Raw genomic sequence first — 18817 nt, forward strand, 5'->3', positions numbered from 1 at the left:
ATCATTTTAATTTGATTATTATTTTGTTCCTTTAATTTAGCGCACCAATATTTTGAAGATGAGAATAGCAACCTACAATGTAAATGGCGTAAACGGACGCTTACCGGTTTTGTTAAAATGGCTCGAAGAAACTCAGCCAGATGTGGTTTGTTTGCAGGAACTGAAAGCTCCTGACGAGAAATTTCCTCACCAAGCCATTTTGGATGCAGGTTACAATGCAATTTGGCATGGTCAAAAAAGCTGGAACGGTGTGGCCATTCTTTCTCGTGGACACGAAATAAAGGAATTAAAAAGAGGCTTACCAGGAGACCCGGAAGATTTGCACAGCCGTTATATTGAGGCCATGGTAAATGGGGTAGTTGTTGGCTGTTTATATTTGCCTAATGGAAACCCTGCGCCAGGTTTAAAACTGGATTACAAACTGGCTTGGTTTGAACGACTAACGCTTCATGCAGCAAAGCTTTTAGAATATAATTTACCTGTTGTTTTGGCTGGAGATTATAATGTAATGCCAACTGAACTCGACGTTTATAAACCGGAACGTTGGGTGGAAGATGCGCTTTTCAGACCTGAAGTACGCAAAGCATTTCATGATCTTGTTGCCCAGGGATGGACAGATGCCATTAGAAAATTGTTTCCTAATGAAGTAATTTATACTTTCTTCGATTATTTTAGAAATGCTTATGGCAGAAATGCAGGTTTAAGAATTGACCATTTTCTGCTTAGTCCTCAACTGGAGAAAAGGCTTTTAAACGCAGGGGTAGATAAGCATGTTCGTGGATGGGAGAAAACAAGTGACCACTGCCCGGTTTGGATTGAAATTACTGACTCTGAAAAAGAATAATTCGAGATTCACTTCAGCACATATGTTTCAGAGATAATTGTTTGAATGATTGCGTTTCGTGAATTTTTCACACAAATTTATATTTTCAGAATTCTTCTCAAATTTTGGCTACCTTTGCCATGCTTTTGGTTTCCGCTTCACACCCGGAATTAAAAGGGAATTTGGTGTAAATCCAAAACTGTCCCGCAGCTGTGAGCTCCATAACGGATTTCTATTCATAAAGCCACTGTTTCACATTCAAGAAATGGGAAGGTAAGAAACCCGGGAGTAAGTCAGAAGACCTGCCTCTAGCAATATTTCATAGCTTTCGGGGATTGAAGCTAGAGATGAGGTACTTTTGGTATTCCGTATTTTCATTTCTTGTAATTCTGTTTGCTGTGGGGATTAAACTCACACCAAAATGTTTAGGTTTTTACCTGCCTCTAATGGCGTAAAATATTATTCTATCAGCTTGTTCATTTTCTGGACAGGTATGCTCATGCCTGAATTATCTGTTGCACAAACAGATTCTTTAAAAGCTAATGTATTGAAAGAAGTAGAAATCAAACAGAAAAGAAGATCTACACAAAATCTTTCGCCCACACCCCTCCAAATATTAAATGGTAAAGAATTAAAAAATCTAAACGCCTTATCTGTGGCTGATGCCATTCGCTATTTTTCAGGTGTTCAACTGAAAGATTATGGTGGTATCGGTGGTTTAAAAACCATTAATGTTCGGAGCATGGGTACCAACCACACTGCGGTATTTTATGATGGCGTACAATTAGGTAACGCACAAAACGGTCAGGTAGATTTGGGTAAATATTCTCTTGATAACATTGAAGAGATTTCGCTTTACAGCGGGCAAAAAAGTGATTTATTAATGCCGGCTAAAGCTTTTGCATCTGCCAGCTCCCTCTATTTAAAAACAATTGTTCCAACATTTGAGGCTGATCAAAACAGGAATTTTCGGTTGGCTTTGAAAACGGGTTCTTTCGGCTTGATTGATCCTTCAGTCACCTATAACCAGCAATTGGGAAGCCGCTTGGCGTTAAATTTAAATGCTGAGCTAATAAACGCAAATGGAAAATATAATTACCGTTACACCAATGGTGTTTATGATACTACGGTAGTTAGGCGCAACGCAGATATTTTTGCTAAGCGTATAGAAGGTGGCCTTTATGGGACAACCTCTGACAGCAGCAAATGGCAAATCAAGTTATACAACTACAACAGCGAGAGGGGAGTACCTGGTGCCATTGTTGCTAATAAATTCGACTTTACCCAACGCCAGTGGGATGATAATTTCTTTGTTCAGTCTTCCTTCGAAACTCAAACAGATCGAAAACTTCAGTTTTTAGTAAATGCCAAATATGCTTATGATTTTACCAGATACCTTGATCCGGATCGGGTTTCAATATTTGGCGCTTTAGATAACCGATATACGCAGCAAGAATTTTATTTGTCGCTTGCAAGTTTGTATCACTTCACTCAATTCTGGGATCTTTCGCTCTCAACAGATTACACCTATCAACAATTGGATGCCAACCTGGAAAACTTTGCCTACCCGAAAAGGCAAACCGGTTTAATTGCACTGGCTACAAAATTTAGCTGGCCAAGATTCAATATCCAGGGAAATGTTTTAGCTACTTTGGTTAACGATCAGGTGAAAAGTAATATACCCGCAGGCGATAAAACTGAATATACACCAACAGTAATGGCTTCCTGGCAACCCTTTGCAAAAAATAATCTCAGGTTGCGGGCATTTTATAAGTCGATTTTCAGGATGCCAACCTTTAACGATCTGTACTATACTTTTATTGGTAACAGCAAGCTGAATCCAGAATATACGAGTCAGTACGACCTCGGCTTTACCTATTCTAAATCTTTTGAAGGTAATAAACTCAATCATATTTCGCTTCAAACAGATGTTTATTATAGCGATGTAAGAGATAAGATTGTTGCCATACCTACCCTAACTTTATTCCGCTGGACCATGTTAAATTTGGGCAAAGTGGAGGTGGAAGGATTAGAAACAAGTTTGCAGAGCCATTGGAATTTTGACGAGCTTAACATCGTTGCAAAGGCCAATTATACCTATGAGCGAGCATTGGATGTTACACCTACAAGTGAGCTTTTTGGACAGCAAATTCCTTACATTCCAGTGAATAGTGCTTCGTTTACGTTGGCATCAGATTATAAGAACTTTGGTTTAAGCTACAGTTACATCTACACCGGCGAACGCTATAGCCAGAAAGCAAATATTCCGGTTAACTATGTCGAACCCTGGTACACTCATGATTTGGCAATTCGGTATTCCTTCAATGCTTCAAAAATAAACTACAGCATTGCTGCTGAAGTGAATAATGTTTTTAACCAGTATTATGATGTAGTACTTAACTACCCAATGCCTGGAAGAAATTTCAGAATTACGCTTATTACAAAATTTAATTAATACAAAATGAAAAATTCTACTACAGTTAAAATGTTATTGTTGTTCGGCCTAAGCACCGTTTTATGGTCTTGCCGGAAAGATAAATCAGTTACACCAGAGGAGCAAGTTCAGTTACCTGGCCAAGGTGTAACCGCCGTGAATGGCCTTTATATTTTGAATGAAGGTAATTTCGGTTCGAATAAAGCATCATTAGATTACTATGATTACGCAACAGGTGTTTACCGGAGAAACCTTTATGGAGCGGCAAATCCTAGTGTAACTTTAGGTTTAGGTGATGTGGGTAATGATATTAAAATCTATGGATCTAAACTTTATGTAGTGGTAAATGGCTCCAATAAACTGGAGATTCTGGATGTAAAAACGACGAAGAAATTGGCACAGGTTGATATTCCAAACTGTCGCTACGTTGCCTTTTACAAAAATAAGGCTTACGTAACATCATACGATGGCTACGTTGGCGTAATCGATACGGCATCATTCAAAATCGATACAAAAATTACGGTTGGTCGCCAGCCTGAAGATTTGGCTGTAGTTGGCGATAAATTATACGTGGCGAATTCTGGCGGTTATTCCAGCAGCGATTATGAGCGTTCAATCTCTGTAATAAATTTAACCACTAATTTAGAAAGCAAAAGAATTGATGTTGCAATTAATCTTAATCGCTTAAAAGCTGATCAATATGGTGATTTATACGTGACTTCAAGAGGTGATTATTATAATATAAAGTCAAACCTTTATGTCGTGGATACCAAAACTGACGCCGTGAAGAAAAAGTTCGATATTGAAGCAAGCACCTTTACCATAGATAAAGATTTCGCTTACATCATCAGTACAGCCTGGAGCAATGTAACCATGTCAACGGTGGTTTCCTACTCAAAAATAAATGTTAAAGATGAAACTGTTGTTGCCGGCGGTTTCATAAAAGATGGTAGTGAAAAAGATATTGTGATGCCGTATGGAATCGCTGTGGATCCGATCTCATCAGACATTTACCTTACCGATGCAAAGGATTATGTTTCACCTGGTGCATTGTACTGTTTTGATAAAACCGGTAAAAAGAAATTTTCTGTAGTTACAGGAGATGTACCAGCTCATCTGGTTTTCTACACTAAATAATTAACCCTCAATATATAATAAAATGAAAATTAACAAGCACCTATTGGTTTTATTTGCTGCATCACTATTTATTTTCGGATGTAAAAAAGATTCAGTAACTGCACCTGACGGGAAAATGGGCATTACAGAAAATGCCATTACAGGAAAGGTAAATTCAAAAACTGAATTATATGCAGTTTCAAACAACGGAAAAGGTTTTCAACATGAATGGAAGCTGGATGGTAAAGTAGTAAGTACAGCTTACAATTTTGCATTTACGCCAACTACAGCCGGAACCTATATTGTAGATTACAAGGGATATAATGAGGCTGGAAGTTTTACACATCAATATACCATTACTGTTCCGGTTCCGGTAGTTGCTGCTACGCCAACCAGTAGTAAATTTATCAGTAAAGTTTTCGAATATGCACCAGCACCGGGGCAGCATATTAATAATGCTTCTTTAGGTTCTCCGGAGCAGGCGCAGAAATTAATTGGCAGTACTGCAAATATGGTTTCGTTAGGTGGTTTTGGTGGTTACATCGTTTTTGGTTTTGACCACTCAGTGGTAAATCAAACCGGAGCCGATTTAGCAATTTATGGAAATCCTTTTGGCCCACCTTATGCTTTTGCTGAACCAGGAATCGTGATGGTGAGCCAGGATAAAAACGGCAATGGTTTGCCTGATGATGAATGGTTTGAATTGGCTGGAAGTGAATATGCAAAAGCAATCACCATTAAAAATTATGAAATCACTTACACCAATCCGAAAGCGGCTGCAAACGTTGCCTGGACAGATAATCAGGGGAATAGCGGTTTTGTAAACAACAGTGCAAAGCGGATTAATTTTTATCCTCTGTTTGCCTCAAATCAGGAGAAAATAACTTTTAAAGGAACATTATTACCATCAACACTAAATAGTACTGGTATTGTATCCAATGCTGCTTTTGATTGGGGTTACACCGATAGTTACTCTACAGGTGATGATTATAAAACCAATCTTTACAACAGCTTTGATATTTCATGGGCTGTTGATGCTACTGGTAAAAAAGTAACCTTAAACACGGTCGACTTCGTTAGAGTTTATACTGCTCAAAATGTTAATGCAGGCATTCTAGGCGAAATATCAACTGATGTAAAGGGTGCAACAGATTTAAATATTAAATAATTTCTTTTACGCTTCTCAAAGTAACAAAGCTCTTCAGATGGAAACATTTGAGGGGTTTTTGTTTTTAAGCCTACTCCAGATAGTAATGGCGAATTTTTCGAAGATCGTCATCAAGTTCATAAACTAAAGGAACACCGGTTGGAATTTCCAATGCGGTAACCTCTTCATTCGATAGGTTGTCAATGTATTTGATCAAAGCTCTAAGGCTATTTCCATGAGCCGAGATAATCACTTTTTCATTTCTACTAATGGCTGGTACAATCGATTCATTCCAGAAGGGCAGTACCCGGGCAATCGTATCGCTGAGATTTTCTGTTAATGGCAACTCATCAGGTGTTAAAGATTGATATCTCAAGTCGTTACCAGGCCAGCGCTCATCGGTTGTGGTAATCGCCGGCGGTTCTTCATCCGGATCTCTTCGCCATTTTTGAACTTGCGCTGCGCCAAATTTTTTGGCTGTTTCTTCCTTATTTAATCCTTGCAGGTTTCCGTAAAAACGTTCATTTAAATGCCAGCTTTTGTATTCAGGGATCCACAAATGATCAAGATCTTCTAAAATAATATGAAGGGTTTTGATTGCTCTTTTTAAAAGTGAGGTAAAGGCAATATCAAAATTGTAATCGTGTTTCTTTAATATTTCTCCTGCTTTTTTGGCTTCTAGATAGCCGTTAGCTGATATGTCTACATCCGTCCACCCCGTAAACCTGTTCTCCACATTCCACACACTTTCACCATGACGGATTAATACGAGTTTTTTCATTGATGTTTTAATTGAATTTTAGTGCAAAAAAAAGGCTTGAAGATAAACCCCAAGCCTTAATTTATTTACCAATTATTTAAATTCTCTGAAATCCTGTCCGTCTTTGATGTTTAGCAAGCTTTCGTAAATTAAGCTGATCACATTGTCAACATCCTCCTTGTGCACCATTTCCACCGTAGTGTGCATGTAGCGCAATGGTAAAGAAATCAATGCCGATGGAACACCGCCATTTGAATATGCAAAAGCATCGGTATCTGTTCCAGTAGAACGCGAAGAGGCCTGGCGTTGAAACGGAATTTCGTTTTTCTCAGCAGTTTTAATCAATAGCTTGTTTAGGTTAGTTTGCACTGCCGGAGCATATGAAACCACCGGACCTTTACCTGCTGATAAATCGCCCTGTGTATTTTTATTGATCATTGGTGTCGTGGTGTCGTGAGTTACATCAGTAACGATAGCCACATTTGGTTTAATGCGTTGCGCAATCATTTCAGCACCACGTAAGCCAATTTCTTCTTGTACGGAGTTTACAATGTATAAACCAAAAGGAAGTTTTTTCTTGTTTTCCTTTAACAAACGAGCGACCTCGGCAATCATAAAACCACCAACACGGTTATCTAAAGCACGACCAACATAGTACCGATCGTTTAAAATCATAAATTCATCTTCGTAAGTGATCACGCAACCCACGTGGATGCCTAAATTTTCAACTTCCTCCTTTGTTGTGCACCCACAATCCAGAAAAATGTTTTTTAACTCAGGGGCTTGTTCTTTTTCGCCGTGGCGGGTATGAATGGCAGGCCAACCAAAAACAGCTTTAACCAAACCTTTTTCGGTATGGATGTTAACACGTTTGGATGGGGCGATCTGGTGGTCAGAGCCGCCATTGCGGATCACGTAAATTAAACCATCATTCGTGATGTAATTCACATACCATGAAATTTCATCGGCGTGGGCTTCGATCACAACTTTATAGGGTGCTTTTGGATTGATTACACCAACCGCAGTCCCGTAATTATCTACAAAATGCTCATCAATATATGGCTTTAAATAATTTAACCATAATTTCTGACCTTCCCACTCATAACCCGTAGGAGCAGGATTATTGATGTATTCTTCTAAAAACTGCAGCGATTTTTTGGTTACCACAGCAACATGTTTTTTCTTATCCTGCGCCTTAGGCAGGTTAGCGTCTTCTTTTTTCTTAGCCATATTTTTATTTAAGATTTTAGATATACGATTTAGATTTGCATGTAGCAGATCAGTCCGTCCATCTTATTCCATTTTTAATTTTAGATTTACATGTTGCAGACCAGGTCATCAACTATGATTTTTCACGACTTTAGATAGGCAAGTTGCTATCAATTGTAATTTGTAAATCTACAATTGTAAATCCCTTTCCATTACAACAAAATCATACCCATCTTTAAAAAAGGTTTTTTCAGTTTCATGGAATCCAAATTTATAATAAAATTCTTTAGCATTTACTCTGGCGTTACACCATAGCTTACTTGCCTTCTGAATTTTACAAAAATCTAAGATATAATTCATCAGTTGAGATCCATAACCTGATTTTTGCACATCAGTCAGAATGGCCAGTTTCCTGAATTGATAAACGTCTCCTTTTTGAAACAACGAAACAACACCAGTCAGTTTATGGTCGGCATAAAGTCCAAAGTGTAAGCCATCAAAATCATCTGGCAACTTTACGCTGTCAAAAGGAAGTTCGGGATACATCACCTCATGGCGGATGCGCCAGGTGAGTGAAGGAAATATTTGTTCAATTTGTACTAATGACATGGTTATAATAAATAGCTGAAGCCAATTCTGGCCAATATTGAAAAGCGGCTGCGATCGAAGTCAGTTTGAAATGATGGCCCGATCGCTAATTCAATGTTCTTGTTTTTTAATGTATTTCTTTGAAAACCCCAAACGGGAGAAATGGAATGGACGTAATTTGTTGTATATCTTTTGTTGATCAAAATGGGCGCAATTAAATTATATTCTATGCCAAAATAGCTTGCACTATTGTTTGTTGTGCTTTTTTTTAAATTTTCTTTTTCTGATAAGTTAAAATAGTTTCTAAAACCTAAACCGAGTATTGGAGCAAAATTGACAGAATAGTCTATTCGAATTACATCACTTCCACGGCTCGGTTGCTCAGGATAAAATGGTGCAACCACTTCTATGGCAGCACTAAAATATAAGCTCGATTGCTTCGATATTTTCTGTTCACGTTCAACTCCCACCCCTAACAAATACAGTTTGAATTTATTTAATGATTGAACACTGCCTGTTTGATTTGAAGATTCCTTAGCCTTCGTGTAATAAGAAATACTGATTAAAATAATGAAGATGAGTAGAGTAGCGAATTTAGATTTCATAAATTATTTAAAGATGAGCTGAGGATTTTTTATTTCCGTAAAACAGATAGATTAAAATGTTAAATATAATTATTCCAGCCATACCGTAACAAAACATTGCCCAGCCGCCGTGGCCCCAAAGCCATAAACCCAGTGCCGAGCCGCAGCTGGCACCGATAAAACTCACTGACATGAAGATGGTATTCAGGCGGTTTCTGGCTTCGGGAATTAAAGTGTAAATCCGGGTTTGGTTGGTTACATGAATGGCCTGCTGGCCAATATCAATAAGTACAATGCCTATAACAAACAGATACAAATGACTGCCAGTGAAATAAAACAAAGCAATGCTGATGATTTGCAAAATGAAACCAATCATCAGGTTTTTGCGTGGATTGCTGCCATCACTCAGTTTACCAACAAGAGGAGCAGCCAAAGCACCTGCCGCACCGGCAATTCCGAATAAACCGATTTGTAAAGTTTGGAAACTGAAAGGTGGATTGGCCAAAAATAATACCATTGTCGTCCAGAAAGCACTAATGATGGCAAAAGCTAAAAAGTTGATGATTGACGTTTCTCGTAATGCAGGCTGGGTTTTAATGTAACCAAACATCGAACGCATTAACTGTTTGTAGGTGCCTTTAAACGCTGGAAAACTTTGGGGAAAACGTTTCGCCATCAAGAGAATAAGTAATACGCAGATTCCTGCAGCCATGTAGTAAACTGCCCGCCAGCCTAACCAGAAACCAATACTACCACTAACGGCTCTTGATGCCAGAATACCAACCAATAGCCCACTCATAATCATGCCGATATTTGCTCCGCGATTTTCATCACTACTCAGGTTTGCGGCGAGTGGTAATATAAGCTGTGGTACAATGGAGCAAATCCCGATCAGCAGCGAAGCAATTTCGAGTAGGAAAAACGAATGCGAAACAGCCGCGGTGAGCAAAGCTAAAATTGCCATTGCAGTAATGATCAGAATTTGTTTTTTACGTTCAAACATATCGCCTAGCGGAACAAGCAGAAACAAACCTGTTGCGTATCCTATTTGAGTGATGTAGGTAATTCGTCCTGCATAGGTTTCTGTTAAATTAAAATCTTTAGCAATTAAAATAACCAGCGGTTGGCAGTAGTAAATATTTGCGACAATCAAACCTGTGCAAAAAGCCATCAGGAGAATATCTATTCGTTTTAGCATGTGTTGAGATGTAGGATGTAACTATGTAAGATGTTAGAAGGATGATGAGCATATTGTCTGCGATACAACGTTTACCATTTTTCATCTTCCCGCTTCATCCATTTTACATTATTACAAAGGTATATTACCATGTTTTTTACGGGGATGATTCACCACCTTGTTTTCTAACATTTTGAAAGCTTTTATCAACTTTATTCTCGTTTGATCAGGTACAATCACTTCATCGATAAAACCACGTTCTGCAGCACGATAAGGATTTGCGAAAATATCGGAATAAACTTTTTCTTTCTCTAGCCATTTCTCCTGCGGATCTGCTGATGCTGTAATTTCCTTTTTGAAAATGATTTCAGCAGCACCCTTAGCGCCCATCACGGCAATTTCAGCACTTGGCCAGGCGTAATTCATATCGGCACCAATATGTTTGCTGTTCATTACATCGTAAGCGCCCCCATAAGCTTTACGCGTAATCACCGTAATGCGTGGAACCGTGGCCTCGCTAAAAGCATAAAGTAACTTCGCTCCATTGCTGATGATGCCATTCCACTCTTGATCGGTTCCTGGTAAAAAGCCTGGTACATCTTCAAAAACCAATAACGGAATATTAAAACAATCGCAAAAGCGAACAAATCTGGCGGCTTTAGCAGATGAATTGCTATCTAAAACGCCAGCAAGATATGCGGGTTGGTTGGCAACAATACCAATGCTTCTACCTGCTAAACGGGCGAAACCAACCACAATATTTTCGGCATATGCAGCATGAACTTCTAAAAAGCTGTTATCATCAGCAACTTCATTTATAATTTCGCGAATATCATAAGGTTGAGAAGCATTTTCTGGCATAAACGTATTTAATGATAATCTACTTTCATCGCCAGTTTCATAATCCAGGTGCTGCGGTATTTCCTCACAATTTTGAGGCATATAGCTCAATAATTTCTTCAGGTGATTAATCGCATCAATTTCATTGGCGCAGGCAAAATGTGTTACACCCGATTTAGTGGCATGCGTGGTTGCGCCGCCCAGTTCTTCGGAAGTAACTTGCTCATGTGTAACCGTTTTTACTACGTTTGGCCCGGTAACAAACATGTAAGAGGTGTTTTCTACCATTAAAATAAAATCAGTAATAGCGGGCGAATAAACTGCACCGCCGGCGCAGGGACCCATGATAGCAGATAGCTGCGGAATAACGCCTGAAGCCTGTACATTTTTATAAAAAATATCAGCATAACCACCTAAAGAAACCACACCCTCCTGAATCCGGGCGCCGCCACTGTCGTTTAGGCCAATTAAAGGGGCGCCATTTTTCATGGCCATGTCCATCAGTTTACAAATCTTTTCGGCATGGGTTTCAGACAATGAACCACCAAAAACAGTGAAGTCTTGAGAAAAAACATAGGTCAGTCGGCCATTAATGGTTCCATAACCTGTTACCACGCCATCACCCAGATATTTTTCACGCTCCATTCCAAAGTCAGTACTTCGATGGGTAACGAACATGCCAATTTCTTCAAAACTTCCTTCATCCATTAAAAAATGAATACGCTCACGGGCAGTAAGTTTTCCTTTTTGATGCTGACTATCAATTCTTGCTTGCCCACCGCCAAGCTGTGCCTGGTTGATTTTATCTTGAAGTGTTGCTATTTTCTTATCCATTACCGAGGGTTGAGAATTTAAAATTAAAAATTACTTGCGGTAATGCAAGTTCAGCATTCGATTTTCACACACAAACTGACGATTAACAAAGTATGTCGATTTAATATTATCAGTAGTAATCAAATGATCAGCAAGCAACCCGATATAATTTATATCAAAATTAAATTTGACCCAAACCGACTTAAGTAAAGCGCTGAACTTTGATGTTTTCTTCGTAAATTAAATATCAGATAAATTGATCTGGGGGCGAGAATTATAGGCTCCTCAATATTTTTTACAACTTAAAGTATTGAAAAACCAATTATCCGTTTATTTTTGTAATACCACATTAGAATAAGATTAGAATTTTAAAATGGTTTTAAGAAAATACAAATACAGCATCGTTGCAGCATTCATGCTAATCTTCTCTGCGAAGATGGTCATTTCTGGTGCGCCGGTATTTTGTACAAGTATTGATAAAGAAATCATGAATGCGGTGATTATGCAAATCGAATTGGAACATGAAGGTGGAAAAGACGCTGCCAAAGACATCGCCAAGTTTTCAGACTTTAAACTTTTAGAGCTTAACCACCCGATCTTATCTTATGAGTTCTCTTCAAGCCACTTTATTTTGAAGAGCAGTTTTATTGAGCATTTCAAGCGATATGTAGATCCATATCATCCAACGGTTCCAACACCGCCACCCAACTTCGTTTAGTTTCCTCTTTTGAACTGATCCTTTTAAGTTCTCTAACAAATGACGATGCCTTGCTTTTGGCAAAATCTTTTGTGATCGTGATTTATGCGGATTGTTCCACGATTTAATCGTTAAAATTTACCAGATAATCCTATCGTTATGCAAAAGTTTAACCCGGCCTTTTCAGGTTCGGACGTGAAGAAATATTTTCTTGCCAAGAATTTAAAGAAAGACCTTCCCTCAAGTATTGTTGTTTTTTTAGTGGCATTGCCACTTTGTTTAGGTATTGCACTGGCTTCAGGTGCAGAGTTATTTGCCGGTTTAATCACTGGCATCATTGGTGGTATTGTGGTTGCATCCTGTAGCGGATCGCAGCTTAGCGTAAGCGGGCCTGCGGCCGGTTTAACTGTAATCGTTTTAGGCGCAATCACCTCATTGGGTAGCTATCCAACTTTTTTACTAGCTGTAGTATTGGCAGGTGTTTTTCAACTTATTTTGGGCCTAGTAAAAGCCGGAACAATCGGCAATTATTTCCCTTCAAGCGTAATAGAAGGGATGTTGGCAGCGATTGGTTTAATCTTAATTTTAAAACAACTTCCGCATGCTTTAGGCGTAGATACAGATTTTAGCGGCGATGAAGGCTTCTTTCAGCAGGATCATGAAAACACTTTTTCTGCCATTAGTGCTGCAATCGGGCATTTTAGTTTGGCTGCGGTGGTTATCAGTTTGCTATCAATCTTAATTTTGTTATTCTGGCCGAAAGTGAGGCAACTGGCAATTGTGCCTGCTCCATTAATTGTTGTAGTAATTGGTGTGGTTGGTACACTAGTTTTTGCAGGAACAGCTAACGCTTTAAGGGCCGATCAAATGGTTAAAATACCAGTTGTTGGTGGTTTCTCTGAATTTATGGGATTATTTACTACACCCGATTTTTCGCAGCTGACAAATAAAAACGTTTACATCGTAGCCTTAACCATCGCAGTTGTAGCCAGTTTAGAAACTTTGTTGAGCATCGAGGCCATTGATAAAATCGACCCGATTAAACGGGTATCGCCAACAAACAGAGAATTACTTGCGCAGGGAATAGGAAACATTGCTAGCGGTATGATTGGTGGTTTACCCATGACTTCGGTAATTGTTCGGAGTTCGGCTAATGTAAATGCAGGTGCTAGAACAAAAATGTCGGCAATTTTTCACGGTGTTTGGTTGCTGCTTTCGTTGTTATTCATCCCGCAAATTATCAACATGATTCCGCTTTCGTGTCTGGCCGCCATCTTATTGGTAACCGGCTACCGGTTAACCAGAATTAGCTTATTTAAGCACATGTACCACAAAGGTTGGGATCAGTTTGTGCCATTCGTGATCACTATTGTTGCCGTATTGTTTACTGATTTGTTAAAAGGGGTTGCTGTAGGGATGCTGGTATCTATTTTTTATCTGCTACGCACCAACATGCGTAACCCATATTTTTACAGAATTACCAATGAAGGGGATAAAAAGAACATCAGAATAAAACTGGCTGAAGAGGTATCATTTTTAAACAAAGCAGCAATTCAAGTGGTTTTAACCAATATTCCTCGCGAAACCAATGTAATTATTGATGGATCAAATGCCCGCTATATCGATCCTGATGTATTGGAAACGATTTTCAATTACAAGCATAACGCCTATACCAAAGGCATCATTGTTACCCTTGAAAATGTTAAGAAACACTATACCGTACCAAAGTTAACCAATAAGGTTTTAGAGGATATCAATAAATAACAAAAAAGCCTTGGCTTATGCCAGGGCTTTACTTTTCTTCGGTGTTCGGCATGTTGCCGGCGTGGCCTTTATTTCCTTTTTCAGCATCTTCACGTGCTTCTTCCGAGCCGAAATCGCCTCTTCCAAAATTTCTGCCCAAATTTCCTGCGTCAGATTTTACCTTATTTTTATCACTATGTTCATCACTATGGTGGCGTGGAACCAATTGATCAGGCATATTAGTCCTATCTGCCGAATTATCAGCATTTTTATCTTTTAAGTTTTCGTTATCTTGATTTTCCATGATCTTTTTTTTATATAGAACAGCTGGAAATGAGGATAGTTTTAAAGGATTTGGAAATGAATGGTTTTGTTCTTCGTAGGTGCTGAAGTCCCGCCATTTGCTTTAGCCCTAGTGGAAAACTCGGGGCTGCCGCGGCTGTCGGGTTTAGGTTTAAAGCTGGTGCTCTTCCATGCAACCCTAAATACCAGCAAAAAATGTCTCCTAAAGGAAATTGAAGGGGGTACAAAGTGTAGCGCAAAGCCCGACTGACATTATTTTAATTATTTCAGAACTATCCGAACCCAATTAAAAAGAAAAACCTCCGATTGCTCAGAGGTTTTTACATATTTATCTTTGCAAAGATGTTAATCTTCAGCTAAAAACGGATAGCGGTAATCCGTTGGCGATTCGAAAACCTCTTTAATGGTACGTGGCGAAACCCAACGCAACAAGTTAATCATTGAACCTGCTTTATCGTTTGTGCCCGAACCTCTGGCGCCGCCAAATGGCTGCTGACCAACAACGGCCCCTGTACATTTATCATTGATGTAAAAGTTACCTGCAGAATTCCGTAAAGCATGGCTTGCTTTGTCAATCGCATAACGGTCCTGTGCAATTAAAGCACCCGTTAAAGCGTATGGCGAAGTGGTGTCAATTACTTCCAAAATCGAATCAAAATCCTTATCAGCATAAACGTAAACCGTTAAAACCGGACCGAATAACTCTTCGCACATGGTGGTGTATTTCGGATCATCAACCACTAAAACAGTTGGCTCCACAAAATAACCTTTGCTCTTATCGTAATTTCCGCCAGCAATAATTTCTACGCCTTTATCCTGTTTTGCCTGGTCGATATATTTCGCCAACTTATCAAATGAACGCTCATCAATCACAGCATTAATAAAATTCGTAAAATCTTCAGTTCCACCCATTTTAAAGGTAGCCAAATCGCGTAACATCAATTTTTTAATTTCAGGCCAAAGGCTTTCGGCAATATAAATGCGACTAGCAGCTGAACACTTTTGTCCCTGATATTCAAAAGCACCACGAACAATTGCCGTACTTGCAATATCAGTTTGTGCCGATGGGTGAACTAAGATGAAATCCTTTCCGCCAGTTTCGCCAACGATACGAGGATAAGATTTGTATTTATGGATGTTTGTTCCAATTGTTTTCCAAATTTCCTGGAAAACCTTTGTCGATCCAGTGAAGTGAATGCCGGCAAAATCAGAGTGGTTGAAAATGACATCGCCAGTTTCTGGTCCGTCAGCATAAACTAAATTTACTACACCATCTGGTAAACCTGCCTCACGGAAAATTTCCATTAAAAGGTTAGCTGCATAAACTTGTGTATCTGCAGGTTTCCAAACCACAACGTTACCCATCATCGCTGCTGATGCTGGTAAATTTGCTGCAATTGCCGTGAAGTTAAATGGGGTTAGGGCGAAAACAAATCCTTCTAAGGGGCGTTGCTCTACTCTGTTCCAGCTTCCGCGAGGTGAAACCGGAGGTTGTTGTTTGTAAATATCGCTCATGTAACTTACGTTAAAACGTAAGAAGTCAATCAGCTCGCAAGCGGCATCTATTTCTGCCTGGTAGGCATTTTTGCTTTGACCCAACATGGTTGCTGCATTCAATTTGTAACGATACTTGCCAGCAATTAAATCAGCAGCTTTTAAAAAAATTGCAGCTCTATGTTCCCATGGAAGGTTTTCCCAGTCTTCTTTCGCAGCTAAAGCGGCATCAATTGCTTGTTGAATATGTGTTTTATCGCCAATGCTATATTGCGCTAAAATATGTTGATGATCATGTGGAGGAACCACTTTACCCTTTTTCGCCGTGTGAACTTGTTTACCGCCAATATACATCGGGATGTCTTGTTGGTGCGAGCGAGCTTCAGCTAACGCTTCTTTTAAAAGAACACGTTCTTTACTGCCTGGGCCATAATTTAATATAGGTTCGTTTACCGGAGTGGGTACGTTAAAAAATCCTTTAAGCATATTTTATTTTTTATGATTTGGGCAAAGATAAGGCTTTTTGAGGGATGCAATTCTATTCTTCTGTAAAGAAAATGGGGGAATAGCCTTAGGTAGCAACCACAATATGCGGTGGTTATTATTTAAGTTGTGATGGTTAAAATAAGAGTAATCAATTGTCAATATCAGCCGCAATTATTTTAATATGTCAATGCCAGATATTTTCCGTGATGGCTTACGCAGGCTGGCTTTGTATCCCTATAGTTTGAAAGATGATTTGGGAATTCGTAAATAGAGATTTTAATTTTATCTAGCTGATGCTGAACAGGAGATGAAATGGTGTGTAAATATGCTGAATTTATACTGCTTTTAGTAAAATATATCGCCTCATCGATATTTACCATTCCTAACGTTAAATCTGCTGTGGATAAAACGCTACAAACTAGTTTTTTAGGCGCATACTCACGAATACCAGTTTTGCGGTTATGTATTTTATAGGCAGCCTCTTTCATGCTCCAAAGCAGCCAAACCATCACATCGGGATTTTCTGCCGATGAGATTAAGAATATTTCATTCGCATTATAAATTTTGTCGAGATAACCTTTCCGTCTCCAGTTACTTTGGGTTTGAGCTAACGATAAATCAACAATATCATTCCCCTGCATTGTTCCCAAGCTTTGATTGTATCACATCAATAGTTGCCTGTACGGTGAGCATTTTTGCCATCGAATCATTGTCGATTTCAATACCAAATTTTTCTTCCACATCCAATACAATATCAACCAGGTTAGCAGAGTTAATTTTCAGATCCTTGATGAAATCTGTGTTTTCACTGAGCGTTTCAAGCACTGTTGTTTCTTCGCTGTAGGGTTTGATGATCATCTTCAGTGCTGAGATAATTGCTTCTTTAGTCATGATTGTATTTTTTAAAAATTACACATACGTTGACATCGCCAAAGCCAAAACTAGCCTTCGCAACAATCTTTATTGGTTTATTAACAAGTTTTTGCGGGATGCGGTTCTCATTGATCAAGGCAGTGATCTCGGGATTTAAGTCCTCGCAATTGATATTTGGAAAAATAAAACCATGCGTAAGCTGTAAAACTGCGGCTACGCTTTCGATACTGCCTGCTGCGCTGATACAATGGCCAACCATTCCCTTTAAAGAATTGATGTAAGGAAAATTCTCAGCTGTGGCGTTCAAAGCCGTTTTCCAGTTCTCGATTTCAAGCGCATCTTTTGTTGTTGCCGTAAGATGTCCGTTAATTGCCTCAATTTCATCAGCACGAATTCCGGCATTTTGAATGGCATTTTTGATACATCGCTGAACAGCTTGTGGATTTGGAGCGGTCATGGTGCCTAAACCCCGCTGACCACCAGAATTTAAATCGCCGCCCAATATCTCGGCATAAATTTTTGCTCCCCTGGCCAGTGCCGATTCGAGTGTTTCCAGTACCATGGCTCCGGCGCCACTTCCAGGTACAAAACCACTGGCCGTGGCACTTAAGGGTCTGCTCCCTTTTCCAGGTTCGTGATTGTGTTTAAACGTACAAACTTTCATGGCATCAAAACCACCCCAGATATACGGTCCGCTATCGCTGGTGCTCCCCGCAAGCATTCGTTTTGCTTTGCCAGACTTAATTCTTTCAAAGGCGAGTAAAATGCTTTCGGCTCCGGTTGCGCATGCAGAAGAGTTGGTACTGATTTGATTGCCCAAACCAATTTTGCCGCTAAGAAATGCACTCACGCCGCTGGCCATGGTTTGAATCACTACAGAACTTCCGATTTTTCGGATTTCCATATCATCAATTTTATTAATTGCCCATCTAAATTTGTCAATACCTGATGTTCCGGTTCCAAAAATAGTTCCGCTATCCCAGTCTGGTTCATCATCGGCGCTTTTTTCTAAACCGGCATCTTTCCAGGCATCTAAGCCCGCAATTACTCCATAAACAATTCCGGTGCTGTTTAAATTCCTAAGTTCAAGCGGTGAAAAATATTGAGCAATCCGCTCGTCGCTTAGTATTGGCTTCCCAGCTATCTGGCAAGAAAAGCCAAAAGTCTCTAGATCAGGCTGGTGGGTGATGCCTGAGATTCCATTTTTAATCGCGTGAGTAAATGAAGCGATGTCTGTTCCATTTGGTGCACATACGCCCAAACCGGTGATGACTACACGAGTGCTATTCATGGCCTTGGGAAAGTAACATTCCAGAAATAGTTCCTTTACTCACAATTTCGCCTTTAACGTTTTCCATCTTCACGCTACAACTTAATTTATTGAACCTAAAATATTTTTTTTCGCTACTTACCCAAACTTGTTCACCAGGGTAAACAGGTTGCATAAAATCAAGCGCACTGGAGGTCATGGCGAAGGCCAGATTTTTATCATTCAGCTGATCTTTCAACAGGAAAATTCCCAGGCATACCAAACCAATTTGAGCCATGGTTTCCGTTAAAATTACCGCCGGGGTGATCGGTTTGTTCTTAAAATGACTATCATAGAAATTGAGGTCTTTGCTGAAGGTATAAGTTCCTTTGACAAATTCCTCATTAACCTGCAAGAGCTCATCAACAAATAAAAATTCTTTTCCGTAAGGTAGCTGATTGATAATTTCCTGGGCATTCAT

At 39.3% G+C, this 18817-nt stretch carries 18 protein-coding genes and 1 riboswitch; of the genes, 6 read left to right on the forward strand and 12 right to left on the reverse strand.

The features are described from left to right. The first annotated feature begins 58 nt into the window (after positions 1-58). From xth to EA772_RS09745, 4 genes are all read left to right on the forward strand, one after another. Positions 59-844 (forward strand): exodeoxyribonuclease III, encoded by a 786-nt coding sequence (gene xth, locus EA772_RS09730; protein WP_124912781.1) that lies wholly within the window; start codon positions 59-61, stop codon positions 842-844. Positions 845-953: 109 nt separating this feature from the next. Then, positions 954-1148, forward strand: a riboswitch (cobalamin riboswitch). A gap of 96 nt (positions 1149-1244) precedes the next feature. Beyond that, positions 1245-3278 (forward strand): TonB-dependent receptor, encoded by a 2034-nt coding sequence (locus EA772_RS09735; protein ID WP_124912783.1) that lies wholly within the window; start codon positions 1245-1247, stop codon positions 3276-3278. 6 nt (positions 3279-3284) lie between these two features. Further along, a complete protein-coding gene (locus EA772_RS09740) occupies positions 3285-4394 on the forward strand; it encodes a YncE family protein (protein ID WP_124912785.1) in 1110 nt (369 codons plus the stop codon). A 22-nt stretch (positions 4395-4416) separates the two neighbouring features. Continuing rightward, positions 4417-5541 (forward strand): PKD domain-containing protein, encoded by a 1125-nt coding sequence (locus EA772_RS09745; protein WP_124912787.1) that lies wholly within the window; start codon positions 4417-4419, stop codon positions 5539-5541. Between the two features lie 70 nt (positions 5542-5611). On the opposite strand, the gene gpmA is transcribed toward EA772_RS09745, so the two are convergent. The 6 genes from gpmA to EA772_RS09775 form a co-directional block, all read right to left on the reverse strand. Beyond that, positions 5612-6301 (reverse strand): 2,3-diphosphoglycerate-dependent phosphoglycerate mutase, encoded by a 690-nt coding sequence (gene gpmA, locus EA772_RS09750; RefSeq protein WP_124912789.1) that lies wholly within the window; start codon positions 6299-6301, stop codon positions 5612-5614. A 72-nt stretch (positions 6302-6373) separates the two neighbouring features. Further along, positions 6374-7510, reverse strand: a complete 1137-nt coding sequence (locus tag EA772_RS09755; RefSeq protein WP_124912791.1) for a M42 family metallopeptidase — start codon at positions 7508-7510, stop codon at positions 6374-6376. 168 nt (positions 7511-7678) lie between these two features. Continuing rightward, positions 7679-8098: a GNAT family N-acetyltransferase gene (locus EA772_RS09760; RefSeq protein WP_124912793.1), complete on the reverse strand. Its 420-nt coding sequence runs from the start codon at positions 8096-8098 to the stop codon at positions 7679-7681. Positions 8099-8100: 2 nt separating this feature from the next. Next, positions 8101-8682, reverse strand: coding sequence for a hypothetical protein (locus tag EA772_RS09765; protein ID WP_124912795.1), 582 nt, complete (start codon positions 8680-8682; stop codon positions 8101-8103). Positions 8683-8689: 7 nt separating this feature from the next. Continuing rightward, positions 8690-9859, reverse strand: coding sequence for an MFS transporter (locus EA772_RS09770; RefSeq protein WP_168187511.1), 1170 nt, complete (start codon positions 9857-9859; stop codon positions 8690-8692). 111 nt (positions 9860-9970) lie between these two features. Beyond that, a complete protein-coding gene (locus EA772_RS09775) occupies positions 9971-11512 on the reverse strand; it encodes an acyl-CoA carboxylase subunit beta (protein ID WP_124912797.1) in 1542 nt (513 codons plus the stop codon). 352 nt (positions 11513-11864) lie between these two features. Between EA772_RS09775 and EA772_RS09780 the strand changes: the two genes are divergently transcribed. Together EA772_RS09780 and EA772_RS09785 are read left to right on the forward strand one after the other, a co-directional pair. Next, positions 11865-12209 (forward strand): hypothetical protein, encoded by a 345-nt coding sequence (locus EA772_RS09780; RefSeq protein WP_124912799.1) that lies wholly within the window; start codon positions 11865-11867, stop codon positions 12207-12209. Between the two features lie 138 nt (positions 12210-12347). After that, complete coding sequence (locus tag EA772_RS09785) at positions 12348-13952, forward strand: SulP family inorganic anion transporter (RefSeq protein WP_124912801.1); 1605 nt, start codon at positions 12348-12350, stop codon at positions 13950-13952. A 28-nt stretch (positions 13953-13980) separates the two neighbouring features. Here EA772_RS09785 and EA772_RS09790 read toward each other — a convergent pair whose 3' ends face one another. The 6 genes from EA772_RS09790 to EA772_RS09815 form a co-directional block, all read right to left on the reverse strand. After that, the gene (locus EA772_RS09790; protein WP_116169540.1) at positions 13981-14235 is read right to left on the reverse strand and encodes a hypothetical protein; all 255 of its coding nucleotides are present in this window, start codon (positions 14233-14235) and stop codon (positions 13981-13983) included. Positions 14236-14579: 344 nt separating this feature from the next. Continuing rightward, positions 14580-16214, reverse strand: coding sequence for an L-glutamate gamma-semialdehyde dehydrogenase (gene pruA, locus EA772_RS09795; protein ID WP_124912803.1), 1635 nt, complete (start codon positions 16212-16214; stop codon positions 14580-14582). A gap of 176 nt (positions 16215-16390) precedes the next feature. Next, complete coding sequence (locus EA772_RS09800; RefSeq protein WP_124912805.1) at positions 16391-16855, reverse strand: 4'-phosphopantetheinyl transferase superfamily protein; 465 nt, start codon at positions 16853-16855, stop codon at positions 16391-16393. After that, positions 16842-17105, reverse strand: coding sequence for an acyl carrier protein (locus EA772_RS09805; RefSeq protein WP_124912807.1), 264 nt, complete (start codon positions 17103-17105; stop codon positions 16842-16844). The genes EA772_RS09800 and EA772_RS09805 overlap by 14 nt, the downstream gene beginning before the upstream one ends. Then, complete coding sequence (locus tag EA772_RS09810; protein ID WP_124912809.1) at positions 17098-18378, reverse strand: beta-ketoacyl synthase; 1281 nt, start codon at positions 18376-18378, stop codon at positions 17098-17100. Before EA772_RS09810 ends, EA772_RS09805 begins: the two co-directional genes overlap by 8 nt. Continuing rightward, positions 18371-18817, reverse strand: coding sequence for a 3-hydroxyacyl-ACP dehydratase FabZ family protein (locus EA772_RS09815; RefSeq protein WP_010603019.1), 447 nt, complete (start codon positions 18815-18817; stop codon positions 18371-18373). Before EA772_RS09815 ends, EA772_RS09810 begins: the two co-directional genes overlap by 8 nt.

Source organism: Pedobacter sp. G11 (genome assembly GCF_003860265.1).
GTDB lineage: Bacteria > Bacteroidota > Bacteroidia > Sphingobacteriales > Sphingobacteriaceae > Pedobacter > Pedobacter agri.